Raw genomic sequence first — 26,746 nt, 5'->3', positions numbered from 1 at the left:
GAGTGAGACCGTCAGGCGGTCAGGACGTCTCGCCCAGCACCGCGTCCACCAGCGCCTGCACCGACAGCGGGGCGCTGCCCTCGGCCTTGTTGTTGATGGTCACGTAGGCCGTATGGCCGGCGCCGGTGGTGCCCGCGATCACGCGGGCCAGCAGGCCGCGGGTATGCGGATCGGGATCGACCAGGCGGTTGAAGGGCTCGTACAGGCCCTTGGCCTCCTCGTAGCCGTAGGCGCCGTGCAGGCGGTTGAGGTTCCACCGGCAGACCAGCGGGCCGGGCCACAGGGCGCGCAGGAGTGGCAACTGGTCCTCGATGGGCGGCAGCTTCGGATGCAGGCCCAGGCAGTAGGTGGCGCCGCGGGCCTTGAGCACGCGTGCGAAGTCGGGCGTCAGGAACTCGGGGTTGCGCACTTCCACGGCCACCACCGCGTCCGGCGCGGCGGGCTGAAGCGGGGGCAGGGCGGCCAGCATGGCGTCGAGCCGCGCGAGCACCTCGGGCATGTGCGCCAGCATCGTGCCCGGCAGGGGGCTGAGCTGGAAGACCAGCGCACCCAGCTTGGTGCCGAGGCCCTGCAGGGCCGGCTCCACGAAGTCCTGCACCGCCAGTTGGGGGTTGAGGAAGGCCGGGTTGGGGCGTTGGCCCCGGCCATCCTCGGCGCGCACCAGGGCATCGCTGACAGCCGACGGCGCCTTGACCACGAAGCGGAAGTCCTCCGGCACCTGCGCCGCATAGGCGGCGAACTGCGAGGCGGTGAGCGCGCGGTAGAAGTTGCGATCCAGGCTCACGGTGCGCAGCAGCGGATGCTGCGCATAGGCCGCAAGGCCGTGGCGCGACAGCACCGAGCCTTCGTAGTCGCCGTTCCACACCAGGCCTGCCCAGCCCGGGAAATGCCAGGAAGAGCTGCCCAGGCGCAGCAACGGCGGCAGGCGCACGGCCTGATCGCGCAGGCGCTCGTCGACATCGGCCGGCTCCACCTTGGGCATGCCGGCCTTGGCACGGCGCTTGGGCGGGGCCGCCTCGTCCGCGGCTGGCGGCGCGGCGGTTGACCCCACGTCGGCCGGTGCCGGGCGCGGGGGCGCGGGAAGGGGAAGGTCGTCGCCGAAAAGTGAGTCCTGCATGCGAAGAGAGAGGGCGGGTGCGGGGCTCGGGCATGGCAGGCGGGACAATCGCCCGCTTCGCCTTTCAAGGTCCGCCATGTACCTGCCCGCCCATTTTGACGCCGAGGATCCCGCGCTCGCCGAGCAGCTGATGCGCGAGCATCCCTTCGCCAGCCTCGTGACCAACGACGACGACGGCTTTCCCTTCGTCACCCACCTGCCGCTGGTGCTGACCTCGAACGACACGGGCGAGTGGACGCTGCTGGGCCACGTGGCGCGCGCCAATCCGCAGTGGAAGCAGCTGCAGGCGCGGCCCGAGGCGCTGGTGGTCTTCCTGGGGCCGCACGGCTACGTCTCGCCGACGGTCTACCCGGACCGCCAGCGGGTGCCGACCTGGAACTACGTCGCCGTCCATTGCCGCGTGCGCGCCACCCTGCTGCCGGAGGCCGACACGAAGGACGCCCTGCTCAAGCAACTCATCGGCCAGCACGAGCCGCCCTATGCACAGCAATGGCGCGATCTGGGCGAGGACTACCAGCGCCGCATGCTGGCCGGCATCGTCGCCTTCGAGCTGAAGGTCGTCGGCTGGCAATGCAAGCTCAAGCTCAACCAGCATCGGCCCGAAGCCCATGCGGCGATGCGGCGCCTGCATGCCGCGCAGGGCGGCGAGGCCGCGGGGCTGGAGGCCTGGATGGACCGGGCCGGCGTCGGACGCTGATGCCGATGGTCGAGCCGCTGTCCCAGACCTCAGCCGGGCTGCCCGCGGACGGTGCACCGCAGGATGAGGACCATCGCTGGATGGCACTGGCGCTGGACGAGGCCCGCGCCGCCGCCGCCGCAGGCGAGGTGCCGGTGGGTGCCGTGCTGGTGCGCGACGGCCGCATGGTGGCCACCGGGCGCAATGCGCCGGTCGCGACGCACGACCCCAGCGCCCATGCCGAGATGGCGGCGCTGCGGGCGGCCGGGCAGGCGCTGGGCAACTACCGGCTCGACGGCTGCACCCTCTACGTGACGCTGGAGCCCTGCGCCATGTGCGCCGGCGCCATGCTGCATGCGCGGCTGGACCGTGTGGTCTTCGGTGCGGCCGATGCGCGCACCGGCGCGGCAGGATCGGTGCTCGACCTCTTCGGCATCGGCCAGCTCAACCACCACACCGCGGTGCAGGGCGGCGTGATGGACGAGGAATGCGGGGCGCTGCTGCAAGACTTCTTCCGCGGGCGGCGTGCCCAGGCCCGGGCGCAGGCGCAGCCGGTGCGCGACGACGCGCTGCGCACGCCCGAGGCGCGCTTCGCCGGTTTCGACGGGCCGCATGCCTTCGTCAGCGAACTGCCGGCGCTGGGCGGCCTGCGGCTGGCCTATGTCGACCGGGGCGGCGTTGCGGGCGATTGCACGCAACGCCGCCCCGTGGTGCTGTGCCTGCACGGTGCGGGCCAATGGGGCCACCTGTTCCGGCACCTGCCGGACCTGCTGCCGGGCCATCGCGTGCTGATCCCTGACCTGATCGGTTTCGGTCGCAGCGACAAGCCCAAGAAGGAAGCCTTGCACACGCGCGAATGGCATGCGGAAGTGCTGCGGCAGTGGTTGGCGGCGCTGGGCGTCGGCGAGGTCGGACTGATCCTGCATCCCGACATGAGCGGGCTGGCCGACCTGCTGGCCGGGCAGGGCGCGATCGCTGGCCCGCGCCTCGTCATCCCGCCCGCGGCGCTGGTGGTGCGGGGTGCGGCCGCCGAGGACGCGGCGCGTGCCTGGGCGGCGCCCTTCCCCGACAAGGGCCACGAGGCCGCCCTGCGCGCGTGGGCCGCGCGCCGCCGCCCCGTGCAGGACCTGTCCGCAGACGCGGCCCGCGCGCTGGCCGCCCGGTGGCAGGCCCTCGAAGGGCCGATGGGATACTCCCGCGAGTGAACAAGAAGCACATCTACATCTACTCCCCCTCCAGCGCCGTGCGCGAGAAGCCGGCCTTCCGCCGCGGAGTGGCCTGGCTGCGGGCCCAGGGCCATGAGGTGGAGATCGACGAGGCCGCGCTGTCCGCGCAGCAGCGATTCGCCGGCGACGACGCCACCCGCATCGCCGCCATCGCACGGGCCGCGGCCAGCGGCGCGGACGTGGCATTGGCCTCGCGCGGCGGCTATGGCCTCACCCGGATCCTCGACGGCCTTCCCTACAAGGCCGTGGCCAAGGCCATCGAGCGCGGCACGGCCTTCGTCGGCATGAGCGACTTCACGGCCTTCCAGCTCGCGGTGCTGGCGCGCACGGGCGCCGCCACCTGGTCCGGTCCGACCCTGTGCAGCGACTTCGGTGCCGAGGAAGGCATCGATGAGATCACCGCCGCCTGCTTCGACGACCTGGTCGAGGGTTACGGCGAAGGCACCGGCTGGCGCCTGCCGGCACGTGACGAGGTGCCGGGCTTCAGGCCCATTCGCGGCGCGACGCTGTGGGGCGGCAACCTGGCCGTGCTGTGCAGCCTGCTGGGCACGCCGTACTTCCCGCAGGTGGACAAGGGCGTGCTCTTTCTGGAGGACGTGGGCGAGCATCCCTACCGCATCGAGCGCATGCTGGAGCAGCTGCGCCTGGCCGGTGTGCTGGCCCGTCAGAAGGCCGTGGTGCTAGCCCAGTTCACCGGCTACCGCGCCGCGCCGCACGACCGGGGCTTCAAGCTGCAGACGGTGGTGGAGCGGCTGCGCAGCCAGCTCAAGGCGCCGGTGCTCACGGGCCTGCCCTTCGGCCATGTGCCGACCAAGGTGCTGCTGCCGGTGGGGGCCACCGTCGATCTCGCGGTGGAGGGCAAGGAAGCCTTTGTCGTCTGGGGGCACGGCGTGGGTGGCAGCCGCCATGCCGCAACGCACGACCATCACGGTCACGCGCATTGAAGGGCGGCGCCGGCACGCGGCCGGCCGTCGATCCCCGGCCGAGGCCGCTCAGGGCATCCGCAGCCCGGCGCGCAAGCGGGGCCGGAAGGCCTCGGAGCGGCCGAAGAGGGCGTTGATCGGCTGCATCTCCTGCCGTGCGCGCACTTCGCCGCAGGCGGGCATCAGCGCCGCCAGGAGATCCTGCCGCAGGTACCACAGCGCTTCGAGCTCGGTGGCGTAGGTCACCCGGTCCGCCAGGCGGCGCCACTGCGCCAGGAGGCCATGCCGTTCGAGGGCGGCAAGCATGGCGGCGCGCACCTGCTGGAGCGTGCGCTCGGTGCCTGTCTGCGCGGCCATCTGGGCCGGAGCCCGGAGCCAGCGGGAGATCGCGTTCAAGGACTTCATGGAGTGATGCGAGGTCGCCTGACGAACACCTTACGCAGCCGCGCGGCCCACCGCAACGTAGATAAAAGTTTCCACAAATTTGCCTTTCCATGGGCCGCTGGCGCCGGCGCGGGCATTCCACGCGGATCCAGGGGAAACTTCGCGCCCCCAAGCGGGGGATCAAGGTGGCATTGTGGACAAAGCAACATCCAAAGCAGTTGACTTAAGTCAATTCAGGCCCCGCACTCGCGCGATTTCGTACGTCTGGAGATAATTGCTGGAAACAATTCGTTGAACTTTGACGATGGCAACCACGGTCGTTTTCGCGGACCTGACCGGCAGCACGCGGGTTTTCGAGGCGATGGGCAACGCCCGGGCCACCGACACCGTCACGCGGCTGGTGCAATGGGTCGGAGATGTGTGCGAAGCCCATGGCGGCCGGGTGATCAAGAAGCTGGGCGACGGCATCTTCGCGCTCTTCCCGGCCGGTGCACCGGCGATCTCCGCCATGCTCGAGGTTCAGCGCAGCCACCACAAGCGCCTGCTCAAGTGGCCCGAGGCCTTGCGCATGGACCTGCAGATCGGTATCGCCAGCGGCGAGGTGGTCGAGGTCGATGGCGACTTCTATGGCGACGCCGTCAACGTGGCCTCGCGGCTGAGCGACCTCGCGGGCCCGGGCCAGATCTGGGCGACCGAATCGGTGGTGGACCAGCGCATCGGCCCCGAGGTGCGGCATCGCAGCCTGGGCCCGATCAGCATCCGCGGCCGGCAGGAGACGCCGACCGTCCACCGCATCGACTGGCAGGACGAGGTGGTGGACCTGCTCACGCTGCCGGCGGCGCTGTCGACGCTGGCGCGCCCCGGCATCGACACGGCCTTCGGGCAGATCGAGCTGTCGTGGCTGGACGTGCATGCCGCCTTCGGCGCGCGCGACCTGCCCATCCACCTGGGCCGGGTGAACGAGGCCGATTTCGTGGTCAACGATCCGCGGGTCTCGCGCCTGCATGCGCGCATCGAGGCCCGCAACGGCAGTTGCATCCTGACCGACGTGAGCAGCTACGGCACCTGGGTGCGCTTCCGCGACGCCGACGGCAGCAGCAGCGAGGTCGCGCTGCGCCGGGACGAGTGCATGCTGCATGGCAGCGGCGAGATCAGCCTGGGTGCGCCGCTGTCGGACTTCACCGCGCCGACCATCAGCTTCCACACGGCCGGCGGCCGGGTGCAGCTGGCGATGAAGGCAGAAGCCTCGCAGTGAGCCGCCGCGGGCGGCGCTGCAGCGCTCAACGGTCCACCGGCAGGACCAGCGTCTCCTTGACCTCTTCCATCACCACATAGCTGTGCGACTCGGCCGGCACGGGCAGCTTCTTGAGGATGTCGCCCAGCAGGTGCCGGTATTCGCCCATGCCGCGCAGCCGGGCCTTGACCAGGTAGTCGAAGCCGCCCGAGACCAGGTGGCATTCCAGCACCTCCGGCATGTGCAGCAGCTCGTTGCGGACCTTGTCGAAGACATCGGCCGACTTGGACGAGAGCTTGATCTCCACGAACACCAGCAGCATCTTGCCCAGCGCCTCCGGCGCCACGCGGGCGTGATAGCCGCTGATGACGCCCGTGCGTTCCAGTCGCTTGACCCGCTCGGAACAGGGTGAGGTGGACAGGCCCACCCGCTGGGCGAGGTCGGTGATCGCGATGCGGCCCTCGCGCTGGAGGATGTCCAGGATCTTGCGGTCGATGCGGTCCAGGGTGGCGAAGTCGGGCATGTCGTCGGGCCGGCGGGCGGATGCACAGGGTTGGTCAGCGGATTTTGCTGCAGATCACCAGAAGAACCATCAAATCTTCGGGCGTGGCCTGAATAAAGTCCTGCAATCGACTCCTGGAGTCTTCTTTCTCAGCGGGATTGGCCATGAAAGTCATTGTTCTCGGCGGCGGTGTGATCGGCACGACCACGGCCTACTACCTGGCCCGTGCGGGCGCCCAGGTGACGGTGCTGGAGCGCCAGCCCGGCGCCGCACTGGAGACCAGCTTCGGCAATGCCGGGCAGGTGTCGCCGGGCTATTCCACGCCCTGGGCCGCGCCGGGCATCCCGTCCAAGGCGATCAAGTGGATGTTCCAGAAGCATGCGCCGCTCGCCATCCGGGCCGATGGCAGCCTGTTCCAGCTGCGCTGGATGGCCCAGATGCTGCGCAACTGCTCGGCCGAGCGCTATGCCGTGAACAAGGAACGGATGATGCGCGTGGCCGAGTACAGCCGCGACTGCCTGCGCAGCCTGCGCGCGGACACCGGCATCGACTACGAGCAGCGCACCGGCGGCACGCTGCAGCTCTTCCGCAAGCAGCAGCAGCTCGATGCCGTGCAGCGCGACATCGCCGTGCTGCAGGAATGCGGCGTGCCCTATGAACTGCTGGACCGCGAAGGCCTGGCGCGCGTGGAGCCGGCACTGGCCCGCACCGGCGGCGCCCTGGTCGGCGGCCTGCGCTTGCCCAACGACGAGACCGGCGACTGCCATCTCTTCACCACCCGGCTGGCTGAACTGGCCAGGGGCCTGGGCGTGGAATTCCGCTACGGCAGCCAGGTTCAGGCGCTGGGCACCGATGGTGGCCGCATCAGTGGCGTGCAGGTCGACGGCCAATGGCTCGAAGCCGACCGCTATGTGCTGGCCTTCGGCAGCTACTCGCGCGCCCTCATGGAGCCGCTGGGCCTGGACCTGCCGGTGTACCCCGTCAAGGGCTATTCGCTGACCGTGCCGCTGCTGGACGAATCGCTGGCGCCCCAGTCCACCGTGCTGGACGAGACCTACAAGATCGCTGTGACCCGTTTCGCCGACCGCATCCGCGTGGGTGGCATGGCCGAGCTCTCGGGTTTCGACCTGAGCCTCAAGCCGGCGCGCCGGGCCACGCTGGAGAAGGTGGTGGGCGAGCTGTTCCCCGGCGGCGACCTGCCGGCCGCGAGCTTCTGGACCGGGCTGCGCCCCATGACGCCCGACAGCACGCCCATCATCGGCGGCACGCGCTGGGGCAACCTGTTCCTCAACACTGGCCACGGCACCCTGGGCTGGACCATGGCCTGTGGCTCGGGCAAGCTGACCGCGGACCTGGTGACCGGCCAGCGGCCGGAGATCAGCACCGACGGCCTGGCGGTGGACCGCTATGCCGGCGGCCGCCAGTCCGTTCAACGGCCGCGGCCGGCCGGCGTGCAGCCCGCCTGAGTCGCGGCACACCTGAGCGGCGCCCCGAGCGAAGCCCCAGATGCGCAACGCCGGCCCGAGGGCCGGCGTTCTGCTGTCATGTCATCGCAGCCATCGACGCGGCTGCCCGCGCCGGCTACCGTCGGCCCTCACTTCACTGGGGGCAGGGGGCGGCGCCGGCCAGGACGGTCCGGATGGCGGCCACCTGCTGGCTGTCGTCCTGGCCCAGGGTGTTGTTGGTGAACACGCAGCCATAGTTGGTGTTGGCCACGGTGCCCGCGGTCAGCACGTCGTCGCCGGAGGGCTTCACGCCGTCGCGCTCCCACTTGATCATGGCGTCGAAGGCGGCCTCCTGCTCGGCGACCGTGAAGTCGCAGTGCGTGATGCCGCGGATCGCCCGCTGCACCAGCCAGTTGCCGTTGCCCTTGGCCACCACGCGCTGGCGGTAGATCTGCTCCATGCTGAAGGGCACGAACAGGTCGCCCAGCGTGTGCAGCGTGACCACCGGGATCTTGATGTCGCCGTTGTTGCGCGGGATCCAGCGCAGGCCGTCGCGGCGCAGGCGGTTGGCGTCGGTGTCGGCGGTGAGCTTCTGCACCGACGCATTCAGTGCCGCCGAGGCGGTCGCATCGCCGTCGATGGTGTAAGTGAAGCGGTTGGTGTCCGTCACGTTCTTGTTCAGGATGCCCGCGACCGTGCCATCGCTGCCGAACAGGCCCAGCGGTGCCTGGAAGGAGCCGCCCTGCGTCAAACCGATGCTGAACAGTGGCCGCTCGCCGCCCGTCAGGTTCTTGATGACCGAGGCGTACTGCAGGCCCAGCGGTGAGGTGGGCGTGAGCGTGGTCGCCGTGACGGTGGAGAACAGCTGGCCGAGCACCAGGTTCTGGATGTCGCTCCAGTTCGTCAGGGGGTACTTGGGCACGCCGGCCAGAGCCTGGGCCGTGAGCTGGGCGGCCGAGAAGTAGTCGAAGAGTTCGGTGTCGCCCAGCACGCCGCACATGGGCACCGCGCCGGCGTAGCTCACCTTGTGCACGGCGGTGGCCTGCGTCTCGGCCTCGATGGCCGACGCCGTGATGTGGCCGCCCATCGAATGGCCGGTGATGTAGACCCGCGAAGGCGTGGCCAGTGCGCGGCCGCGTGCCTTGGCGATGTCGGTGAAGGCCAGGGCCAGGGCGTTGGTGTCTTCCACGCCGGCGCGCACGTCGTAGTAGTTCTTGGTGTAGCTGGAGGCTGCCCACGCATAGCCGTTCTGGATCAGGTAGCGGCGGATGGACGGGTTGGTCACCGCGAGCGTGTTGCCGGTGCCGGCGTAGCCATGGGCATACATGACCAGCTTGCCGTTCCAGTTGGCGGGCACCTCGACGCGGTAGGCGGCGCCGCCCATCACGCCCGCCCAGCGGCTGGTGGTGCTGACATCGACCGCGTCGCCCGGGGCGGCGGCCAGTGCCGTGAAGGTGGTGGCCGTGGGCTCGGCGGGCACGAAGCTGTTGCGGCCGTCCTGCAGGCGGGTTTCTTCGGGGACGGGGGCCGGGGCCGGCGTGGGGGCCGGCGACGGCGCAGGGCTCGGTGCCGGGGCCGGCAGGGGCGCAAAGGCGACGTTCGAGCCGCCCCCGCCGCCGCAGGCGCTCAGGGCAAGGACGGCCGCAGCCGTGATCAGCCGCAGGGGCTGGCGCTGAAATGCATCCATGGGAAATGTCTCCAAGACTTGTGATTCGTTCCGCCCTCGAGCGGCGCGCCAGCCTAGCGCGGCGTCGCGCCGGGGGGCTCGGGATTTGCCCCCGCCGGTGTCATGTCGGGGACGGGTCCTACAGGCCGGCGCGATTTCGGAACGAGGCCGCTCAGTCGCGGCGCTTGGTGACCTTCACGACCACCTCCATGCCCGCATAAGCCTCGGGTTCGCCGAACCAGCTGCCGGCGATGGGCGGTGCCTGGGCCGGGTCGCGTGCCACGCCCACGCGGATCAGGCGGCCGCTGCCCATGATGTTGTTGGTGGGGTCGAAGGCCACCCAGCCCGCGCCGGGCAGGTAGGCCTGCAGCCAGGCATGCGTGCTGCCGGCACCGACGACGCGCTCGGCGGGGCCGTCCTGGTCCTCCTGCGCGTCGTTGCCGTCGTCGAGCATGGGGTCGTAGAGGTAGCCTGAGACGAAGCGGGTGGCGATGCCCAGCCGCCGCGCGGCTTCCATCATGAGCAGGGCGTAGTCGCGACAGCTGCCGCCACCGATGGCCAGCGTCTCCAGCGGTGTCTGGGTGCCTTCCTCCTCGCGGGCCTGGTAGCTCAGGCTCTGGCTGATGTGGGCGTTCATGCGCGTGAGCGTCTCGCGCGTGCTGTTGGGCGCATCGGTGTGCAGGAACTGATGCGCCCAGCGGATCAGCGTGCCGTCCGGGTCGTCGTGGTGGGGGCGCAGGTAGTGCTCCAGATCCAGCCGTTCCTGCAGCGAATAGGCGAAGGGCAGGAACTCCGCACTGGGCTCCAGCTGCAGCTCGTCCTCGGGCGCCGGCACATGCTCGATGGTGAAGGCGCAGGCGATGGTCAGCTCGGCCGCCGGCTCCTTGGGCTGGACCAGCGCGACCGAGTTGGAATGCGGGTCCTGGATCAACCGCACATGCGCCTCGGGGCTGACCTGCAGGTCGGTGGCCAGCACGCGCAGGTCGTGGCTGTCGCGCGGGCGGAACATCACCCGGTGCAGGCCGAAGTTCACCGCCTCGTTGTAGCGATAGGTGGTGGTGTGGAGGATGTCGTAGCGGGTGGCCATGGGGCGATGGTAGGCAGGCGCGATGAAACAAGGGCGATGGACAGGCCGGCGCAAGGGGCGCGCCGCAGCTGCCGTTCAGCGCCAGAGGCGACGTGTGTCGAGCGCCCGGGCCTGGGCCGCTGGCACGGGCAAGGGCTCGCCGTGCCAGCGCGCGGCCAGCAGCTCGGCGCACAGGGCGGCAAAGCTCAGTCCGCGCGAGCCCAGCGCGGTGCAGGCCCAGGGACCGGACGGTTCGGCGGGGTCGATCGGGCCGACCAGCGGCCGGCGGTCGGCCGAGGCGCAGCGCACGCCGGCCCAGTCGTGCAGGACGGTCTGCGGATCCTGCGCGAAAGGGGCCAGCACCGGATGCAGCCGGGCCAGACGCGCGAGGTTGTGCGCGCGGTCCGCCGGCCTGGTGGCGGTGTCGGTGTCGCCGGGGTCGTAGGTGGAGCCGGTCATCCACTGCAGCGGGTGGCCGGCGCCGGCTGGCACGCCGACGCCTGCGATCAGGTGCCCGTCCCCATTGACCGGGATGCGATGGCTCCGTGCGGCCATGGCCGGCGGCATCTCGCCCCAGACGATCTGGCCGCGCACCGGCTGCAGCGGCAGGCTCGGCGCCAGCCGGCGCGTGGCCGGGCCGGCGGCGACGACCACGCGGTCCGCGTTCGCCAGCACTTGGCCGCTGGCGTCCCGGAGCCGCCAGCCGCCGCCCGGCACGGCGTCGATGTCTTCCACATGCGCGCCGCTGCGGAAGGCGATGGCGGCGTGGTCCAGCCAGGCGGCCACCAGGCGGTGCGGCTTCACCCATCCGGCACGGGCGTGGAACAGGGCGGGCGTGTCGTCCGGCAGCCCCGCGTCGGCGAGCATCGCGGCCGTGGCGCGCGTGGTCTCGGTCCAGCCCTCCGTCTGCGCCCAGGACGGTGGCAGCCGCAGCGAGGTCGCCTCGCGCCGCTCGACCGCGCCCGTGGGCGCCCAGTCGATGCCTTCCACCAGCCCGAGGGCGGTCAGCTGCGCCCAGGTCGCGCGGATGCCTGCCCGGGTCAGGCGCGAGAGCAGCGCATCGTCCGGTGAGGCATGCGGTGCCATCAGGCCGAGGGGCAGGGCCGAGGCGCCGGCGGCGGGATGGTCCGCGGCATCCAGCACGGTCACCCGCCAGCCGCGCAGGGCCAGCGCATGGGCCACGGCGGCGCCGGCCAGGCCCGCACCGACCACGGCGCAGTGCCCGGGCGATGGCGCGCGCTCGGCGTCCTCGGCCTGGGGTCGGCGCCGCACCGGCCAGGCCGGCGCATAGCGTCCGCGCAGGCAGTCGCGCTTGGGTGGCAGGCCCGGCGCCTTCTCGACCACGAAGCCCAGGGGCACGAGCGCATCGCGCACGGCCCGCGCCACGGTCCAGGTGGCCACGGCGGTGCCGGGCCGGCAGAAGCGCGCCAGGGCCTTGAACACCTCGGGCGACCACATGTCGGCATTCACGGCGGGACTGAAGCCGTCGAGGAAGAGGCTGTCGGCCTCGAAGGGCTGGTGTGCCCGCAACATGGATCGGGCGTCGCCGATGCACAGCGTCAGCAGCACGCGGCCGCCGTCGAAGGCCAGGCGGTGGAAGCCCGGCAGCAGGCCATGCCACTGGTCGGCCAGTTGTGCGCCCAGCGCTTGCAACGCCGGATGAAGGGCAGCGGCGCGGCGGATGTCGGCCGCCGAGACCGGATAGGCCTCCACCGAGACGAAGTGCAGGATCTGCGGACGCTGCGCATCCTCGCGCCAGGCGTGCCAGGTCGCCAGGAAGTTCAGGCCCAGACCGAAGCCCGTCTCCAGCACGCGCCACTGCGGCGCATCCGCCCAGGCGCCGGGCAGGCCGCAGCCGCCCAGGAACACATGCTGTGCCTGGGCGAGCGCGCCGGTGATGGTGTGATAAACGTCCTGGAAGCGGGGGCTGAAGGGCTGGCCTTCATCGGTCCAGGTGAGGATGTCGCTCATGTCGAAGACCGTGCCGCGCACCATGGGCGCGGCCGGGAAGGGGCGGGCTGGGCGCGGTGCTCAGGCCGCCGGCGGGGGCACATAGCCCTGGGCCGCGTCGGCGCCGTCGCCGAAGAAATGCTTTTCCATCTGGCGCGCCAGGTACTGGCGGGCGCGGGCATCGGCCAGATTCAGGCGGTTCTCGTTGACCAGCATGGTCTGGTGCTTGAGCCAGGCGGCCCAGGCCTCCTTGCTGACGTTCTCCCAGATGCGCTTGCCGAGTTCGCCGGGATAGGGCGGGAAGTCGAGGCCCTCGGCTTCCTTGCCGAGCTTGATGCATTGAACCATGCGTGCCATGGGGGGCTTTCTTGTAGAGAGAACGGTGGGAAGGGTGCGGTGCGGGGGGTGACGACCGGCTTAGCTGATTTCGCTATTTAGAACTGAGAACTCCGTCGTTCCCCTTTCCTTATGCGATATCCAGAATTCAATTCATCGACCTTATGCACAACAAGGCATGAACATGAATTTCCGCCGTGACTTTATCAAGCTTTCCCTCGCGGCCGGTGCCGCGGCGGCCTTGTCCCTGCCCGCCTGGGCGCAGACCGTGACGCTGCTCAACGTCTCTTACGACCCGACGCGCGAGTTGTACGTGGACTACAACAAGGCCTTCGCCAAGTACTGGAAGGGCAAGACCGGCCAGGATGTGGTGGTCAAGCAGTCGCACGGTGGCTCGGGCAAGCAGGCCCGCTCGATCATCGACGGCATCGACGCCGACGTGGCCACGCTGGCGCTGGGCGGCGACATCGACGCGCTGGTCGAGCATGGCGGCCTGGTCAAGGCCGACTGGCAGAAGCGCCTGCCGCACAACTCGGCGCCCTACAACTCCACCATCGTCTTCCTCGTGAAGAAGGGCAATCCCAAGGGCCTCAAGGACTGGGACGACCTGGTCAAGCCTGGCGTTCAGGTGATCACGCCCAACCCCAAGACCTCGGGCGGCGCCCGCTGGAACTACCTCGCGGCCTGGGAGTACGCCAAGCGCAAGTACGGCAGCGACGCCAAGGCGAAGGAATACATCGGCAATCTCTTCAAGAACGTGCCGGTGCTCGACACGGGCGCGCGCGGCGCCACGATCACCTTCGTGCAGCGCGGCGTGGGCGACGTGCTGCTGGCCTGGGAGAACGAGGCCTTCCTGGCCGTGAAGGAGTTCGGCCCGGACAAGTTCGACATCGTGGTGCCGTCCATCTCGATCCTGGCCGAGCCCTCGGTGGCCGTGGTCGACAAGGTGGTCGACAAGAAGGGCACCCGTGCAGTGGCCGAGGAATACCTCAAGTACCTCTACTCGGATGAAGGCCAGGACATCGCCGGCCGCAACTACTACCGTCCCACGGGCGACAAGGCCAAGGCCAAGTACGCCGCACAGTTCCCCAAGCTGGCGCTGTTCACCATCGACGAGGCCTTTGGCGGCTGGGCCAAGGCCGACAAGGCGCACTTTGCCGACGGTGGCTCCTTCGATCAGATCTACACCAACAAGCAGAAGTGAGGCGTTGTGGGGCAGGGCGCGCCCCGCGCCCTGCCACGGACTGCGTCGCCGCTGTGCAGGGCGGGTGGATTCACCCACCGCGCGAGGGACAAGGCGGGCCCGCGGCCAGTCGCGCAGAATAGGCGCCCCGCCTTTCCGGGCGGGGCCCTGTGTCACTGCCGCGCCCACGCCTATGTCCGCCTTCCCCATCGATGAAATCGTCTCGTCCCTGCGCCAGGTGCGCAACGAATGGCGCAGCGCGCAGCAGCGCGTGGCCGGCGGCGAGCGGCAACTGCCCTCGCGTGCCGCCGTCGACGAGGTGGTCGAAAGCCTGATCGGCGCGCTCTTTCCCATGCGGCTGGGGCCGGCCCATCTGCGGGAGGAGGGCGAAGACTTCTATGTCGCCCACACCATCGACCAGGCGCTGCGCCAGCTGCAGGAGCAGGCGGTGCAGGAGCTGCGCCACGTGCGTCGGCTCGACGCCGTGACCCCGGCCGAACTGCGGGCCGACGCCGAGCAGCGGATCCGCGAATTCGCCCTGCAGCTGCCCGCCATCCGCGCGCTGCTCGACACCGACGTCATGGCCGCCTACCAGGGCGACCCCGCGGCGCAGAGCGTGGACGAGGTGCTGCTGTGCTATCCGGGCGTGACGGCCATGATCCACCACCGAATCGCGCATCCGCTCTACCGGCTGGGGCTGTCGCTGCTGGCGCGCATGGTGGCCGAGCGCGCCCATGCGCAGACGGGCATCGACATCCATCCGGGCGCGACCATCGGCGCCGGCTTCTTCATGGACCACGGCACCGGCATCGTGATCGGCGAGACGGCGGTGATCGGCCAGCATGTGCGCCTGTACCAGCAGGTCACGCTCGGCGCCAAGCGCTTTCCGACCGACGAGAACGGCCATCCGCAGAAGGGCCTGCCGCGCCACCCGGTGGTGGAGGACGACGTGGTGATCTACGCCGGGGCCACCATCCTGGGCCGCGTGACCATCGGCAAGGGCGCCACCATCGGCGGCAATGTGTGGGTGACAGACGACGTGCTGCCGGGCGCCTCGGTCACGCAGGCCAGTCTGCAGAAGAACCGCGGATCCCGTCCCGGCGATTGCTGAACGCTAGGCATCGCGCGCCCGGCGGGGTGTAACCGCCGGTGCGTGCGCCCGCGACTGACAGACGCGCGCACGAGCGGCCGCCAGCATCGAGGTTTTTCGTGTCCATCCCGCAAGAGGAGCGTCTTCAATGAGCCAATACCGCGTCGCCGTCCTGGTCGGCAGCATTCGCCAGGATTCCCTCAACCGCAAGCTGGCCCTGGCGCTGGCCGCGCTGGCACCGGAGGACTTCACCTTCGAGCACCTGCGCATCGACAACCTGCCGCTCTACAACCAGGACCTCGACGGCAAGCAGCCGGCCGAGGTGCAGCAGCTCAAGACCGAGATCGCCCGCGCCCAGGGCCTGCTGATCGTCACGCCCGAGTACAACCGCTCGATCCCCGGCGTGCTGAAGAATGCGCTGGACCACGGCTCGCGGCCCTACGGCCAGAACGCCTGGGGCGGCAAGCCGGCCGGGGTGATCGGCATTTCGCCGGGCGCCATCGGCACGGCGCTGGCGCAGCAGCATCTGCGCAACGTGCTGGCCTACCTGGACGTGCCGACGCTGGGCCAGCCCGAGGCCTTCATCCAGAACAAAGACGACCTGTTCGATGAGAAGGGGCACATCGGCATCGAGGCCACGCGCCAGTTCCTGCAGGGCTGGATGGACAAGTACGTGGCCTGGGTGAAGCGACACGCGAGCGCCTGAGGGCTCTCACAGCAGCTCGATACCCGGCAGCCGCTTGAAGCAGCTGTCGCGCGTGATCCGCACGAAGTCCGACAGCCAGGCCTGCGCCGACAGTCCCGGCCGGCAGGCCATGTGCAGTTCGCCGCGCAAGCCGTCGCGACCGATGGGCCGGGCGCTCACGTAGCCGCGCTCCAGGTAGCTCTGCACCGCCCACCAGGGCAGCGCGGCGATGCCGCGGCCGCTGGCCACCAGTTGCAGCATGGCGACGGTCAGTTCCGTCGTGCGTCGCTGCCGGGGCTGAAGGCCGGCGGGCTGCATGACCTGACGGAGCACGTCCAGCATCTCGTCCGGGACCGGGTAGGTGATCAGTGTCTGATCGGCGAAATCCAGGGCCGTGAGATACGGCTTTTCAGTCAGTGCATGTCCGTTGGCCATCAGCGCGACGATCTCGAAGCGGAACAGCGCATGATGGTCGACCGGCTCCGTGGCGTCCTGTTCCGAGACGATGGCGACCTCGGCCTTGTCCTGCAGCAGCAGCGCGACGGGGTCGGGATGGAAGCCGGAGACGATGTCCAGCTCGATCTCCGGCCAGGCCTGACGGAAGGCGTCCATGGCCGGCATCAGCCAGTCGAAGCAGGTGTGGCATTCGACGGCGATGCGCAGCTGTCCGCCGCCGCTGCTCACCAGCCGCGCGACGTCGCGGTCGGCCGCTTCCATCTGCGGCAGAACGCTGTCGGCCAATTGCAGAAGACGCAGGCCGCTGGCGGTGAACTGGGGTGGCAGCGATTTGCGTTCGAAGAGCGCGCAGCCGTAATGCGCCTCCAGCGCCTTGAGCTGGTGCGACAGGGCGGACTGCGTGAGATTGAGCAGTTGCGACGCCCGGACCAGGCTGCCGGTGTCGCGCAAGGCGGCCAGGGTGCGCAGGTGGCGGATTTCCAGGATGGGTTGTGTCATGAAATTGATTCAAGCAATACCGCAAAAAGTTTCGTTTGAATCATAGTTGGCGCGCCGGGATGATGCCGGCATGACTCGCACACACATCCTGGGATTCCCGCGCATCGGCGCCCACCGAGAACTGAAGTTCGCCCTCGAAGCCCACTGGCGCGGCGACATCGACGCGGCCGCGCTGGAGGCCGTCGGCGCCGAACTGCGCGCACGTCACTGGGCGCTCCAGCGCCAAGCCGGCCTGGACTTCGTCACCGTCGGCGACTTCGCCTTCTACGACCAGGTGCTCAACCACATCCAGTTGCTCGGCTGCGAGCCGCAGCGCTTCGGCCTGTCCGCCGACGAGCCGGAGCTGGCCCGGGCCTTCGCCATGGCCCGCGGCGTGCGCACCGGCGAAGCGGCCGGCACGCATGCGCTGGAGATGACCAAGTGGTTCGACACCAACTACCACTACCTCGTCCCCGAGTTCGGCCCGGCGACCGTGTTCGGCGGCATCGCCAGCGAACGCCTGTTCGACGAGGTGGCCCAGGCGCAGGCGCTGGGCCATCCGGTCAAGGTGGTGCTGCTGGGGCCGCTGAGCTTCCTGTGGCTGGGCAAGGAGAAGGCCCCGGGCTTCGACCGGCTGTCCCTGCTCGACGCGCTGCTGCCTGTCTACGAACAGGTGCTGGCGCGGCTGAAGGCGCAGGGTGTGGAGTGGGTGCAGATCGACGAGCCTATCCTGGGTCTGGACCTGCCCGAGTCCTGGCGGCAGAGCTTCGAGCGCAGCTACTGGCAGATCGCGCGCAACGCGCCGCGGCTGCTGCTGGCGACCTATTTCTCGCCGCTGCAGGAGAACCTGCGTCTGGCCTGCCAGCTGCCGGTGGCCGGGCTGCATGTGGACGCCGTGCGGGCGCCCGAGGAGCTCACCGGCGTGGCCGACTGGCTGCCCGCGCACAAGGTGCTGTCGGTCGGCATCGTGGACGGCCGCAACATCTGGCGCACCGACCTGGACGCGGCGCTCGGCCGGCTGAAGCCCGTGGCCGCCAAGCACCGGGGCGAGCTGTGGCTGGCGCCCTCGTGCTCGTTGCTGCATGTGCCCTTCGGGCTGCAGGTCGAGCAGGGACTGGATGCCGAACTGCGCAGCTGGCTGGCCTTCGCCTGCGAGAAGCTGGAAGAGCTGCAACTGCTGCGCCGGGCGCTGGCCGGCGATGCCGACATCGAGCCCGCCCTGGCCGAAGCGCGTGCCGCCATCGCCAGCCGTCGCCACAGCCCGCGGGTCCGGCGGGCCGACGTCGCCCTGCGCCTCGCGCGCCGGGTGGACGGCGACGACCGCCGCGCCGCGCCCTTCGCGCAGCGGCAGGCGACCCAGCGGCGCCGCTTCGCGCTGCCGCCGCTGCCTACCACCACCATCGGCTCCTTTCCGCAGACCGGCGTCATCCGGGCGCAGCGGGCGGCGCATCGGCGCGGCGCGCTGTCGGCCGAAGCCTATGCCCAGGCCATGCGCGATGAGATCGCCCGCGTGGTAAGGGCCCAGGAATCGTTGGACCTGGACGTGCTGGTGCACGGCGAGCCCGAGCGCAACGACATGGTCGAGTACTTCGGCGAGCAGCTGGACGGCTATGCCTTCACGGCCAACGGCTGGGTGCAGTCCTATGGCTCGCGCTGCGTCAAGCCGCCGCTGATCTATGGCGACGTGGCCCGGCCCGCGGCCATGACGGTCGAATGGACCGCCCATGCGCAGAGCCTCACGCGGCGGCCGATGAAGGGCATGCTCACCGGGCCGGTCACGATGCTGCAGTGGGCCTTCGTGCGCGACGACCAGCCGCGCAGCCTCACCTGCGAGCAGATCGCCTGGGCACTGCGCGACGAGGTGTGCGACCTGGAGCGCGCCGGCATCGGCATGATCCAGATCGACGAGCCGGCCTTCCGCGAAGGCCTGCCGCTGCGCCGCGCCGGCTGGAAGGCCTACCTGGACTGGGCCGGCCGCGCCTTCCGCCTGTGCGCCTCGGGCGTGCGCGACGACACGCAGATCCACACCCACATGTGCTACTCCGAGTTCAACGACATCCTGGCGGAGATTGCCGCACTGGACGCCGACGTCATCACCATCGAGACCAGCCGCTCCGACATGGAGCTGCTGCGTGGCTTCGGCGGGGAGGGGGCGATGCGCTATCCCAACGAGATTGGCCCGGGCGTGTACGACATCCACTCGCCGCGCGTGCCGCCGGTCGAGGAGATGCTGCGCCTGTTGCGCAAGGCCGCCGACGTGGTGCCGCCGGGCCATCTGTGGGTCAATCCCGACTGCGGCCTCAAGACCCGGGGCTGGCCGGAGACCGAGGCCGCCCTGGCCAACATGGTCGCCGCAGCGAAGCGGATGCGGGCGGAGCTGGGTCTGTGTACGCAGGTCGCGGCACCCGGCGGCACTGAACTGGCTGAAGCCTGAGGCGGGCTGGCGCTGTTCGCCCCATGAAAAGAGGGTCCCGCAGGACCCTCTTGTTGCTGGTTGGCGCCGCGCCATGCGCGCGGCGTCGGCCTCAGGCGGCGACCGCAGCCCCGGCCGCGGCCGGGATCGAGGCGCGGGCGGCCTCCAGTGCTGCGGCGCGTGCTGCTTCGCCCATGGCCAGGCCTTCGGCGCGCACGAAGCGCACGTCGGTGATGCCGAAGAAGCCGAACACCACCTTCAGGTAGCTTTCCTGGTGCTCGGCCGCCTGGCCGGCTTCGGAGGTGGAGTACTGGCCGCCGCGGGTGGAAACGACGATCGCCGTCTTGCCGGTGGCCAGGCCCTGCGGGCCCTTCTCGGTGTACTTGAATGTGCGGCCGGGCTGGGCCAGACGGTCGATCCAGGCCTTGAGCTGGCTGGGGATCGAGAAGTTGTACAGCGGTGCGCCCACGACGATCACGTCGGCAGCCAGGAACTGGCTGACCAGCGCTTCGGAGACCGCGTTCTCCTGCTTCTGCGCCTCGGTGGTCGGCTCGGCGCCGACCTTCACGCCCAGGGCGTCGGCACCGAAGTGGGCCGGGGCGTTGGCCGCCAAGTCCAGATAGTCCACCTCGGTACCGGGATGGGCGGCCACCCAGTCGCGGACCACTTCGGCCGTGAGAAGGCGGGAGACGGAATTGGCGCCGAGGACGCTGGAATCGATGTGCAGCAGTTTCATGTTGTTCACTCCTGAGAGAGACGGGCCCGACGGATTCGAGCGATGAAAGAAGTCTAAAACTGGGACAACGGGACGATAAGTCGCCAAAATCGGGACCATTCGTTCTTTGGATGGAACAATGAGCCCAGTACAGGACCTCAACGACCTGGTTTTCTTTGCCGAAGTGGTGGAGCGCGGCGGCTTCAGCGCCGCCAGCCGCGCGCTGGACGTGCCCAAATCGCGCCTGTCGCGCCGCATTGCACAGCTGGAGGCCTCGCTGGGCGTCCAGCTACTCCAGCGCAGCACGCGCCGGCTGTCGCTCACGCCCGCCGGCGAGGTCTACCTGCGCCACTGCATCGCCGTGCGCGAGGCCGCCGAGGCCGGCGCTGCCGAAGTAGCCCAGGTGCGTAAGGAGCCGCGAGGCCTGGTGCGACTGAGCTGCCCGGTCACGCTGGCGCAGAGCAACGTGGGCCCGGCGCTGCCGGAATTCTTTAGTCGCCATCCCGGCGTGCAGCTGGAGATGCGGGTGGTGAACCGGCCGGTGGATCCGGTGGAAGAGGGCGTGGACGTCGCACTGCGCGTGCGCAACGAGGTCGAGAACAGCGCCACGCTCGCATCCCGCGTGTTCGGCCGCAGCAAGTTGCTCCTGGTCGGCACGCCAGCCTTGCTGGCGCGGCACGGGCCGCTGACGCATCCCGAATCGCTGGAGCAGGTGGAATGCGTCGCGATGTCGGCCGCGGATGCCCGCGCCGGCACGCTGCTGCAGGGCCCGGGCGGTGCCACCCATCTGCTGATGCAGACGCCGCGCTACCTGGCGAACGACCTGCTGACGCTCCGCTTCGCGGTGGAGCAGGGCGTGGGCATCGGCTTCCTGCCCGACTACCTCTGCCGCGAAGCCATGCAAGCGGGCCGGCTGCAGTCGGTGTTGCCCGACTGGCAGCCGCCGCCCGGCCTCGTGCATGCCATGTTCACGCCGCGCCGAGCGCTGGTCCCCGCGGTCCGGGCGGTGCTGGACTTCCTCGGCGAGGTGCTGGCCGAGCCGCCCGAGCGCAGTCCGCTGGCCTGACGCCGGCTGCGCAGGGCCGGCCCGGGTCTTCCAGCGTCGGAGTGATGCTTATGGTCGGGATCGCATAACCAAACAAGGAGATATTCGTTTGTGATCGAAGCGCTTGTCTTCAGAATCCAGACTCCCTTGCTTCCACCTGACAAAGGATCACGCCATGGCCACGCTGCGACTCGGTGACACCGCCCCCGACTTCACCCAGGATTCCTCCGAGGGCGCGCTCCATTTCTACGACTGGGCGGGCGATGCCTGGGTGGTGCTGTTCTCGCACCCCGCCGACTTCACGCCGGTGTGCACCACCGAGCTGGGCAAGACCGCGGCGCTGGGCGGCGAATTCGCCAAGCGCGGCGTCAAGCCCATCGCCATCAGCGTCGATCCGGCGGACAAGCACAAGGAATGGATCGGCGACATCAACGAGACGCAGAACACCACCGTCAACTTCCCGATCCTGGCCGACGCCGACCGCAAGGTGGCCGAGCTGTACGACCTGATCCACCCGAACGCGTCGGCCACCGCCACGGTGCGCAGCGTGTTCATCATCGACCCGAAGAAGGTGGTGCGCGCCACCATCACCTACCCGGCGAGCACCGGCCGCAACTTCGACGAGATCCTGCGCGTGATCGACTCGCTGCAGCTCACCGACAGCCACAAGGTGGCGACACCCGCCAACTGGAAGGACGGCGACGACGTCGTGATCGTGCCCAGCATCCAGGACCCCGAAGAGCTGAAGGCCCGCTTCCCGAAGGGCTGGAACGCCGTGCGGCCCTATCTGCGCGTGACGCCGCAGCCCAACAAGTGAGCCGCCCGCGGCCATGACACAGCGCATCATCATCGTGCCGGGCTGGCGCGACTCTGGTCCTGGCCACTGGCAGAGCCTGTGGGCCGAGCGCCTGCAGGACGCCGAGCGCGTGGTGCAGGACGACTGGGTGTCGCCCCGGCGTGAGGCTTGGGTCGGCACGCTGGAGCAGCTGATCCTGGCGCGGCCGGAGAGGGTGGTGATCGCGGCGCACAGCCTGGGCTGCATCGCGACCAGCCACCTGGGCGCCGAGGCCGCGGCCCGCGTCGAGGGCGCGCTGCTGGTGGCGCCGGCCGATCCGGAGCGCCGCGCCGCGCTGGTCGACTTCGCCCCCGTTCCTTACGCGCGCCTGCCCTACCGCAGCATCGTCGTAGCCAGCACCACCGACCCCTTCTGCCCGGTGCGCCTGGCCGGTGCCTATGCCCGGGCCTGGGGCAGCGAATTCGTCCGCATCCAGAATGCGGGCCACATCAACGTGGATTCGGGCCACGGCGACTGGCCGCTCGGCCTGGCGCTGCTCGAATCCCTGACCGATGCCCCCAGCCGTCTGACGGCCGGGGACCGGTCTTCCGTGCAACACTCCGCGACCTTATGAATTCCAAGATCAAGACCTTCGCCGCGGCCCTGACGGTGGCCGCTTCGGCCTTCGCCGGCAATGCCTTCGCCCAGAACCAGCTGCTGAACGCGTCGTACGACGTGGCCCGCGAGTTCTACAAGGACTACAACGCTGCCTTCGTCGCGCACTACAAGAAGACCACGGGCAAGGACGTGAAGATCGACCAATCGCACGGCGGCTCCAGCGCCCAGGCCCGCTCGGTGGCCGACGGGCTCGACGCCGACGTGGTGACGATGAACACCAGCACGGACATCGACTTCCTGGCCGACAGGGGCGTCGTGGCCAAGGACTGGACCAAGAAGTTCCCCGACAACGCCTCGCCCACCACCTCGACCATGCTGTTCCTGGTGCGCAACGGCAACCCCAAGGGCATCAAGGATTGGGACGACCTGATCAAGCCCGGCGTGCAGGTCGTGGTCGTCAACCCCAAGACGGGCGGCAATGGCCGCTATGCCTATCTGGCCGCCTGGGGCTACGTGAAAAAGAAGGGCGGCACCGACGCCCTGGCCGCCGAATTCGTCGGCAAGCTGTTCAAGAACGTGCCGGTGCTGGCCCGCGGCGGCCGCGATGCCACCACGGCCTTCCTGCAACGCAGCATCGGCGACGTGCTGATCACCTTCGAGTCCGAGGTGGTCTCCATCGACCGCGACTTCGGCACCGGCAAGGTCGATGCCGTCTACCCGAGCATCAGCATCCTGGCCGAGAACCCGGTGGCGGTGGTCGAGCGCACGGTCGCCAAGAAGGGCACCGGCGAACTGGCCAAGGCCTACCTGAACTACCTGTACTCGGACGAGGCGCAGGAAATTGCCGCCAAGCATGCGCTGCGCCCGCGCTCGCCGGCCGTGCTGAAGAAGCATGCCGACACCTTCAAGCCGCTGCAGCTGTTCACGGTGCAGGAGCTCTTCGGCAGCCTGGGTGAAGCGCAGAAGGTGCACTTCAACGACGGCGGCCAGTTCGACAAGCTCTACACCCCCGGCGCGCGCTGACTCCATGGCTGGTGTGACCTCACCGGCGCTGCCGACCCCGGCAGCGCCGGTTTCACGTTCAAGGGCCGGCGGTGCCAAGCGGGTGCTGCCGGGCTTTCACCTGACGCTCGGGTACACGATCTTCTATCTGTGCCTGATCGTGCTGATTCCGCTCAGCACGCTGGTCTTCAAGACCTTCACCATGAGCTGGGATCAGTTCTGGGTGGCCGTCACGGCGCCGCGGGTGCTGGCTTCGTACCGGCTCACCTTCGGCGCCTCCTTCCTGGCCGCGCTGGTCAACCTCTTCGCCGGCCTGCTGGTGGCCTGGGTGCTCGTGCGCTACAAGTTTCCGGGCAAGAAGCTCGTCGACGCGCTGGTGGACCTGCCGTTCGCGCTGCCCACCGCCGTCGCCGGCATTTCGCTCACCGCGCTGCTGGCCGGCAACGGCTGGATCGGCCAGTACCTGGAGCCACTGGGCATCAAGCTCGCCTTCACGCCGGCCGGCGTGGTGATCGCGCTGATCTTCATCGGCCTGCCCTTCGTGGTGCGCACGGTTCAGCCGGTGCTGGAAGACACCGAGAAGGAGCTGGAAGAAGCCGCCACCTCGCTCGGCGCCACGCGCTGGCAGACCTTCCGGCTGGTGATCCTGCCCTCGATCACGCCGGCGCTGCTCACCGGCTTCGCCATGGCCTTCGCCCGCGCCATCGGCGAGTACGGCTCCGTCATCTTCATCGCCGGCAACATGCCCATGATTTCCGAGATCACGCCGCTCATCATCATCGGCAAGCTGGAGCAGTACGACTACCAGGGTGCCACCGCCGTGGCGCTGGTGATGCTGGTCTTCTCCTTCCTGATGCTGCTGGTCATCAACGCGCTGCAGGCCTGGCAGCGCAAGCGGGGGGTGTCGGCATGAGCACCCGCACGGCCGCCCCGAAGGGCGCTCGCGCCGTAGCGCGCAGCGCGGAGGCATTCAAATGAGTGGTGCGACCGGAATGCGCGCCGGCAGCGGCCGGGAGCGCGCGGGGACCACCGAGTCCCCCGCCGTGCGCTGGACGCTGATCGGCCTGGCGCTGGTCTTCATGTTCTTCTTCCTGGTGCTGCCGCTGGCTGCCGTCGCCACCGAGGCGCTGCGCAAGGGTTGGGGTGCCTATGTGGAAGCGCTGAAGGAGCCGGATGCCTGGTCCGCCATCGAGCTGACGCTGATCGTGGCGGCCGTCTCGGTGCCGCTGAACCTGGTGTTCGGCGTGGCGGCGGCCTGGGCCATCGCCAAGTACGAGTTCAAGGGCAAGGCCTTCCTCACGACGCTGGTGGACCTGCCCTTTGCCGTCTCGCCCGTCGTCGCCGGCCTGATCTACGTGCTGGTGTTCGGCGCGCAGGGCTGGCTGGGGCCGTGGCTGTCCGAGCACAACATCAAGATCATCTTCGCCGTGCCCGGCATCGTGCTGGCGACCGTGTTCGTGACCTTTCCGTTCATTGCGCGGGAGCTGATCCCGCTGATGCAGGCGCAGGGCACCGAGGAGGAGCAGGCCGCCATCGTGCTGGGCGCGAGCGGCTGGCAGACCTTCTGGCACGTGACGCTGCCCAACATCAAGTGGGGCCTGCTGTACGGCGTGATCCTGTGCAACGCGCGCGCCATGGGCGAGTTCGGTGCGGTGTCGGTGGTCTCGGGCCACATCCGCGGCCAGACCAACACCATGCCGCTGCACGTGGAGGTGCTCTACAACGAGTACCAGTCCGTCGCCGCCTTCGCCGTGGCCTCGCTGCTGGCGGTGCTGGCCCTGGTCACGCTGGTGATCAAGACGGTGGCCGAGTGGCGCCACGAGCGGGAGATGAAGGCCCTGGCCGAACTGCCACCCGAGCGGCCGGCGCCCACCGCCTGAGTCCGCCTTCCAGAGTGGCCCGCCGCCCGCGTGGCGGGCGCCCGAACAGAACAAGAGTTAGCCAAACCATGAGCATCGAAATCCGCAACGTCAGCAAGCGCTTCGGCGACTTCCATGCGCTGCGCGACGTCAGCCTGAACATCGATTCGGGCGAGCTGTTCGCGCTGCTGGGCCCCTCGGGCTGCGGCAAGACCACGCTGCTGCGCATCATCGCGGGCCTGGAAACCGCCGACACAGGCAGCATCCTGTTCAGCGGCGAGGACACCACCGACGTGCACGTGCGCGAGCGGCAGGTGGGCTTCGTTTTCCAGCACTACGCGCTGTTCCGCCACATGACGGTGTTCGACAACGTCGCCTTCGGCCTGCGCATCCGCCCCCGCCGGGATCGGCCCAGCGAGGCGCAGATCAAGGCCAAGGTGCTGGACCTGCTCAAGCTGGTGCAACTGGACTGGCTGGCCGACCGCTACCCGGCCCAGCTGTCGGGCGGCCAGCGCCAGCGCATCGCCCTGGCGCGTGCGCTGGCGGTGGAGCCCAAGGTGCTGCTGCTGGACGAGCCCTTCGGCGCGCTGGATGCCAAGGTGCGCAAGGAACTTCGCCGCTGGCTGCGCCGGCTGCACGACGAGCTGCATGTCACCTCCATCTTTGTGACGCACGACCAGGAAGAGGCGCTGGAGGTGGCCGACCGCGTGGTGCTGATGAACAGTGGCCACATCGAGCAGGTCGGCTCGCCGCAGGAGGTCTGGGACCATCCGGCCAGCCCCTTCGTCTACGGCTTCCTGGGCGACGTGAACCTGTTCCACGGCCGGGCCCACGAGGGCGAGGTCGAGCTGCAGCAGGGCATGCGCTTTGCTGCGACGGAGGCAGACCGTGTTCAGGACGCCAAGGCGCTGGCCTATGTGCGTCCGCACGACTTCGACATCGCGCCCTACGCGGGCGGCCAGTCGCAGGCGCACGGCATCGTCGCGCGCCTCACCCGTGCCATCGTGGTCGGTCCGATCGCGCGGATGGAACTCGAACCGGTGGAAACGAATCCGGATAATCCCGGAGGTGGAACCGTGATCGAGGTGCAGATTCCTGCCCAGCAGTTCCGCGAGTTGGGTCTGCGCGAGGGCGACACGGTGGTCGCGAGCCCGCGCCGGGCCCGCGTCTTCGTTGACCAAGGATCAGGGATTTGAACCAACTCTTCGACGCGCCCCGGCGCATTCACGGGCTCATCGCCGCGGCCTGCGTGGCCATGCTGGCATTTGGGATGTACCTGCAGCATGTGGTGGGGCTCGAGCCCTGTCCCATGTGCATCGTCCAGCGCTATGCGCTGATCCTGGTGGCGGTATTCAGCGCCCTGGCGGCCGCCACCGGCGGCAGTGGATTGCGCAAGTTCTGGGGCTTCGTGGCCCTGGCGTTCGCGGCAGGCGGCGCCTTCACGGCGGCGCGCCAGAGCTGGCTGCAATGGCATCCGCCGGAATTCGCGAGCTGCGGCCGCGACATCTACGGAATGATCGAGACCTTCCCGCTGCAGCGCGTCGTGCCCATGATCTTCCGCGGCAGCGGCGACTGCTCGCAGATCGACTGGACCTTCCTGGGCCTGTCGATCGCCAACTGGTCCTTCCTGTGCTTCGTCGCCTTCGGGCTGGTGTTTCTGGCGCTGCTCTTCCAGCGTCAGCGCCGCCGCTGACCGGCGCGCCCAGACATCGTCCTGTCTCTCGCCAAGGCCCCGCCGTGGTGCACGATGTGCCCGGCGGGGCTTTTGCATGCACGGAGGGTGTGCACGCCGTTGCTTGCCTGGGTTGGACCTGCGGTTTGTCCTCATCTCTTTAGAGGGGCCATGCCACTGAAACCTGGAGAAATGTCGCTAAAGTGACCAAGCCGGCAAGGAAGCCGGATC

The 26,746-nt window shown here is 69.5% G+C and carries 26 protein-coding genes; 17 read left to right on the top strand and 9 right to left on the bottom strand.

Going from position 1 to position 26,746, the window contains the following annotated elements; translation table 11 throughout:
• Window positions 1-19 precede the first annotated feature (19 nt).
• Window positions 20-1,117 (bottom strand): DUF72 domain-containing protein, encoded by a 1,098-nt coding sequence (locus KBC94_RS19840; protein WP_294374024.1) that lies wholly within the window; start codon window positions 1,115-1,117, stop codon window positions 20-22.
• Between the two features lie 76 nt (window positions 1,118-1,193).
• Between KBC94_RS19840 and KBC94_RS19835 the strand changes: the two genes are divergently transcribed.
• Genes KBC94_RS19835 through KBC94_RS19825 form a run of 3 tightly spaced genes read left to right on the top strand, consistent with a single transcriptional unit; the run spans window position 1,194 to window position 3,963 of the window.
• On the top strand, window positions 1,194-1,814 hold the full coding sequence (locus KBC94_RS19835) for an FMN-binding negative transcriptional regulator (protein WP_294374021.1): 621 nt from the start codon (window positions 1,194-1,196) through the stop codon (window positions 1,812-1,814).
• 5 nt (window positions 1,815-1,819) lie between these two features.
• Complete coding sequence (gene tadA, locus KBC94_RS19830; protein ID WP_294374161.1) at window positions 1,820-2,998, top strand: tRNA adenosine(34) deaminase TadA; 1,179 nt, start codon at window positions 1,820-1,822, stop codon at window positions 2,996-2,998.
• The gene (locus tag KBC94_RS19825; RefSeq protein WP_294374017.1) at window positions 2,995-3,963 is read left to right on the top strand and encodes an LD-carboxypeptidase; all 969 of its coding nucleotides are present in this window, start codon (window positions 2,995-2,997) and stop codon (window positions 3,961-3,963) included. Before tadA ends, KBC94_RS19825 begins: the two co-directional genes overlap by 4 nt.
• A gap of 48 nt (window positions 3,964-4,011) precedes the next feature.
• Here the strand turns inward: KBC94_RS19825 and KBC94_RS19820 are convergent, their stop codons facing one another.
• Complete coding sequence (locus KBC94_RS19820) at window positions 4,012-4,347, bottom strand: hypothetical protein (RefSeq protein ID WP_294374015.1); 336 nt, start codon at window positions 4,345-4,347, stop codon at window positions 4,012-4,014.
• Between the two features lie 277 nt (window positions 4,348-4,624).
• On the opposite strand from KBC94_RS19820, the gene KBC94_RS19815 reads away from it, so the two are divergent.
• Window positions 4,625-5,581: an adenylate/guanylate cyclase domain-containing protein gene (locus KBC94_RS19815; RefSeq protein WP_234192138.1), complete on the top strand. Its 957-nt coding sequence runs from the start codon at window positions 4,625-4,627 to the stop codon at window positions 5,579-5,581.
• Between the two features lie 25 nt (window positions 5,582-5,606).
• On the opposite strand, the gene KBC94_RS19810 is transcribed toward KBC94_RS19815, so the two are convergent.
• Window positions 5,607-6,083 carry a winged helix-turn-helix transcriptional regulator gene (locus tag KBC94_RS19810; RefSeq protein WP_114804309.1) on the bottom strand — a complete coding sequence of 159 codons (477 nt, stop codon included), beginning with the start codon at window positions 6,081-6,083 and terminating at the stop codon, window positions 5,607-5,609.
• 143 nt (window positions 6,084-6,226) lie between these two features.
• Here KBC94_RS19810 and KBC94_RS19805 point away from each other — a divergent pair, with 143 nt between their 5' ends.
• A complete protein-coding gene (locus KBC94_RS19805) occupies window positions 6,227-7,528 on the top strand; it encodes a D-amino acid dehydrogenase (protein WP_294374001.1) in 1,302 nt (433 codons plus the stop codon).
• Between the two features lie 133 nt (window positions 7,529-7,661).
• On the opposite strand, the gene KBC94_RS19800 is transcribed toward KBC94_RS19805, so the two are convergent.
• The 4 genes from KBC94_RS19800 to KBC94_RS19785 form a co-directional block, all read right to left on the bottom strand.
• A complete protein-coding gene (locus tag KBC94_RS19800) occupies window positions 7,662-9,194 on the bottom strand; it encodes an alpha/beta hydrolase (protein WP_294373999.1) in 1,533 nt (510 codons plus the stop codon).
• Window positions 9,195-9,345: 151 nt separating this feature from the next.
• A complete protein-coding gene (locus KBC94_RS19795) occupies window positions 9,346-10,260 on the bottom strand; it encodes a transglutaminase family protein (protein WP_294373996.1) in 915 nt (304 codons plus the stop codon).
• Between the two features lie 75 nt (window positions 10,261-10,335).
• Window positions 10,336-12,210: an FAD-dependent 5-carboxymethylaminomethyl-2-thiouridine(34) oxidoreductase MnmC gene (mnmC, locus tag KBC94_RS19790; RefSeq protein WP_294373993.1), complete on the bottom strand. Its 1,875-nt coding sequence runs from the start codon at window positions 12,208-12,210 to the stop codon at window positions 10,336-10,338.
• A gap of 60 nt (window positions 12,211-12,270) precedes the next feature.
• The gene (locus tag KBC94_RS19785; protein ID WP_058643489.1) at window positions 12,271-12,546 is read right to left on the bottom strand and encodes an oxidative damage protection protein; all 276 of its coding nucleotides are present in this window, start codon (window positions 12,544-12,546) and stop codon (window positions 12,271-12,273) included.
• 163 nt (window positions 12,547-12,709) lie between these two features.
• Here KBC94_RS19785 and KBC94_RS19780 point away from each other — a divergent pair, with 163 nt between their 5' ends.
• From KBC94_RS19780 to KBC94_RS19770, 3 genes are all read left to right on the top strand, one after another.
• Window positions 12,710-13,729: a sulfate ABC transporter substrate-binding protein gene (locus KBC94_RS19780; protein WP_294374160.1), complete on the top strand. Its 1,020-nt coding sequence runs from the start codon at window positions 12,710-12,712 to the stop codon at window positions 13,727-13,729.
• Window positions 13,730-13,901: 172 nt separating this feature from the next.
• Complete coding sequence (gene epsC / locus KBC94_RS19775; RefSeq protein WP_017758690.1) at window positions 13,902-14,819, top strand: serine O-acetyltransferase EpsC; 918 nt, start codon at window positions 13,902-13,904, stop codon at window positions 14,817-14,819.
• 127 nt (window positions 14,820-14,946) lie between these two features.
• On the top strand, window positions 14,947-15,504 hold the full coding sequence (locus KBC94_RS19770) for an NAD(P)H-dependent oxidoreductase (protein WP_294373979.1): 558 nt from the start codon (window positions 14,947-14,949) through the stop codon (window positions 15,502-15,504).
• A 6-nt stretch (window positions 15,505-15,510) separates the two neighbouring features.
• Here KBC94_RS19770 and KBC94_RS19765 read toward each other — a convergent pair whose 3' ends face one another.
• On the bottom strand, window positions 15,511-16,437 hold the full coding sequence (locus KBC94_RS19765) for a LysR family transcriptional regulator (protein WP_294373975.1): 927 nt from the start codon (window positions 16,435-16,437) through the stop codon (window positions 15,511-15,513).
• Window positions 16,438-16,507: 70 nt separating this feature from the next.
• On the opposite strand from KBC94_RS19765, the gene metE reads away from it, so the two are divergent.
• Window positions 16,508-18,850, top strand: a complete 2,343-nt coding sequence (gene metE / locus KBC94_RS19760; protein WP_294373972.1) for a 5-methyltetrahydropteroyltriglutamate--homocysteine S-methyltransferase — start codon at window positions 16,508-16,510, stop codon at window positions 18,848-18,850.
• A gap of 91 nt (window positions 18,851-18,941) precedes the next feature.
• On the opposite strand, the gene KBC94_RS19755 is transcribed toward metE, so the two are convergent.
• Window positions 18,942-19,565, bottom strand: coding sequence for an NAD(P)H-dependent oxidoreductase (locus tag KBC94_RS19755; RefSeq protein WP_294373970.1), 624 nt, complete (start codon window positions 19,563-19,565; stop codon window positions 18,942-18,944).
• A 118-nt stretch (window positions 19,566-19,683) separates the two neighbouring features.
• Here KBC94_RS19755 and KBC94_RS19750 point away from each other — a divergent pair, with 118 nt between their 5' ends.
• The 8 genes from KBC94_RS19750 (at window position 19,684) to KBC94_RS19715 (ending at window position 26,536) form a co-directional block, all read left to right on the top strand.
• A complete protein-coding gene (locus KBC94_RS19750) occupies window positions 19,684-20,610 on the top strand; it encodes a LysR substrate-binding domain-containing protein (protein ID WP_294373967.1) in 927 nt (308 codons plus the stop codon).
• A 154-nt stretch (window positions 20,611-20,764) separates the two neighbouring features.
• Complete coding sequence (locus tag KBC94_RS19745; RefSeq protein ID WP_294373963.1) at window positions 20,765-21,406, top strand: peroxiredoxin; 642 nt, start codon at window positions 20,765-20,767, stop codon at window positions 21,404-21,406.
• 13 nt (window positions 21,407-21,419) lie between these two features.
• On the top strand, window positions 21,420-21,998 hold the full coding sequence (locus KBC94_RS19740; RefSeq protein WP_294373961.1) for an alpha/beta hydrolase: 579 nt from the start codon (window positions 21,420-21,422) through the stop codon (window positions 21,996-21,998).
• Window positions 21,995-23,005: a sulfate ABC transporter substrate-binding protein gene (locus KBC94_RS19735; protein ID WP_294373957.1), complete on the top strand. Its 1,011-nt coding sequence runs from the start codon at window positions 21,995-21,997 to the stop codon at window positions 23,003-23,005. Before KBC94_RS19740 ends, KBC94_RS19735 begins: the two co-directional genes overlap by 4 nt.
• A 4-nt stretch (window positions 23,006-23,009) precedes the next feature.
• A complete protein-coding gene (cysT, locus tag KBC94_RS19730; RefSeq protein ID WP_076509989.1) occupies window positions 23,010-23,897 on the top strand; it encodes a sulfate ABC transporter permease subunit CysT in 888 nt (295 codons plus the stop codon).
• 61 nt (window positions 23,898-23,958) lie between these two features.
• Complete coding sequence (gene cysW, locus KBC94_RS19725) at window positions 23,959-24,864, top strand: sulfate ABC transporter permease subunit CysW (RefSeq protein WP_294373947.1); 906 nt, start codon at window positions 23,959-23,961, stop codon at window positions 24,862-24,864.
• A 68-nt stretch (window positions 24,865-24,932) separates the two neighbouring features.
• Window positions 24,933-26,039: a sulfate ABC transporter ATP-binding protein gene (locus KBC94_RS19720; RefSeq protein ID WP_294373945.1), complete on the top strand. Its 1,107-nt coding sequence runs from the start codon at window positions 24,933-24,935 to the stop codon at window positions 26,037-26,039.
• A complete protein-coding gene (locus tag KBC94_RS19715) occupies window positions 26,036-26,536 on the top strand; it encodes a disulfide bond formation protein B (protein ID WP_294373941.1) in 501 nt (166 codons plus the stop codon). The genes KBC94_RS19720 and KBC94_RS19715 overlap by 4 nt, the downstream gene beginning before the upstream one ends.
• Window positions 26,537-26,746 lie beyond the last annotated feature (210 nt).

Origin of the sequence: Pseudacidovorax sp., assembly GCF_017991995.1 — a bacterium.
GTDB lineage: Bacteria > Pseudomonadota > Gammaproteobacteria > Burkholderiales > Burkholderiaceae_C > Xenophilus.
Note: the sequence above shows the minus strand (reverse complement) of the source record. Positions and strands in the feature narration are given on the sequence as shown.

Excerpts from the sequence above, each read along its gene's own strand:
- tadA (WP_294374161.1), top strand. The coding sequence starts at position 1,820 with ATGGTCGAGCCGCTGTCCCAGACCTCAGCCGGGCTGCCCGCGGACGGT.
- metE (WP_294373972.1), top strand. The coding sequence starts at position 16,508 with ATGACTCGCACACACATCCTGGGATTCCCGCGCATCGGCGCCCACCGA.
- KBC94_RS19745 (WP_294373963.1), top strand. The coding sequence starts at position 20,765 with ATGGCCACGCTGCGACTCGGTGACACCGCCCCCGACTTCACCCAGGAT.
- KBC94_RS19780 (WP_294374160.1), top strand. The coding sequence starts at position 12,710 with ATGAATTTCCGCCGTGACTTTATCAAGCTTTCCCTCGCGGCCGGTGCC.
- KBC94_RS19755 (WP_294373970.1), bottom strand. The coding sequence starts at position 19,565 with ATGAAACTGCTGCACATCGATTCCAGCGTCCTCGGCGCCAATTCCGTC.
- epsC (WP_017758690.1), top strand. The coding sequence starts at position 13,902 with ATGTCCGCCTTCCCCATCGATGAAATCGTCTCGTCCCTGCGCCAGGTG.
- KBC94_RS19750 (WP_294373967.1), top strand. The coding sequence starts at position 19,684 with ATGAGCCCAGTACAGGACCTCAACGACCTGGTTTTCTTTGCCGAAGTG.
- KBC94_RS19810 (WP_114804309.1), bottom strand. The coding sequence starts at position 6,083 with ATGCCCGACTTCGCCACCCTGGACCGCATCGACCGCAAGATCCTGGAC.
- KBC94_RS19840 (WP_294374024.1), bottom strand. The coding sequence starts at position 1,117 with ATGCAGGACTCACTTTTCGGCGACGACCTTCCCCTTCCCGCGCCCCCG.
- KBC94_RS19735 (WP_294373957.1), top strand. The coding sequence starts at position 21,995 with ATGAATTCCAAGATCAAGACCTTCGCCGCGGCCCTGACGGTGGCCGCT.
- KBC94_RS19765 (WP_294373975.1), bottom strand. The coding sequence starts at position 16,437 with ATGACACAACCCATCCTGGAAATCCGCCACCTGCGCACCCTGGCCGCC.
- cysW (WP_294373947.1), top strand. The coding sequence starts at position 23,959 with ATGAGTGGTGCGACCGGAATGCGCGCCGGCAGCGGCCGGGAGCGCGCG.
- KBC94_RS19795 (WP_294373996.1), bottom strand. The coding sequence starts at position 10,260 with ATGGCCACCCGCTACGACATCCTCCACACCACCACCTATCGCTACAAC.
- cysT (WP_076509989.1), top strand. The coding sequence starts at position 23,010 with ATGGCTGGTGTGACCTCACCGGCGCTGCCGACCCCGGCAGCGCCGGTT.
- KBC94_RS19720 (WP_294373945.1), top strand. The coding sequence starts at position 24,933 with ATGAGCATCGAAATCCGCAACGTCAGCAAGCGCTTCGGCGACTTCCAT.
- KBC94_RS19805 (WP_294374001.1), top strand. The coding sequence starts at position 6,227 with ATGAAAGTCATTGTTCTCGGCGGCGGTGTGATCGGCACGACCACGGCC.
- KBC94_RS19835 (WP_294374021.1), top strand. The coding sequence starts at position 1,194 with ATGTACCTGCCCGCCCATTTTGACGCCGAGGATCCCGCGCTCGCCGAG.
- KBC94_RS19770 (WP_294373979.1), top strand. The coding sequence starts at position 14,947 with ATGAGCCAATACCGCGTCGCCGTCCTGGTCGGCAGCATTCGCCAGGAT.
- mnmC (WP_294373993.1), bottom strand. The coding sequence starts at position 12,210 with ATGAGCGACATCCTCACCTGGACCGATGAAGGCCAGCCCTTCAGCCCC.
- KBC94_RS19820 (WP_294374015.1), bottom strand. The coding sequence starts at position 4,347 with ATGAAGTCCTTGAACGCGATCTCCCGCTGGCTCCGGGCTCCGGCCCAG.
- KBC94_RS19785 (WP_058643489.1), bottom strand. The coding sequence starts at position 12,546 with ATGGCACGCATGGTTCAATGCATCAAGCTCGGCAAGGAAGCCGAGGGC.
- KBC94_RS19740 (WP_294373961.1), top strand. The coding sequence starts at position 21,420 with ATGACACAGCGCATCATCATCGTGCCGGGCTGGCGCGACTCTGGTCCT.
- KBC94_RS19800 (WP_294373999.1), bottom strand. The coding sequence starts at position 9,194 with ATGGATGCATTTCAGCGCCAGCCCCTGCGGCTGATCACGGCTGCGGCC.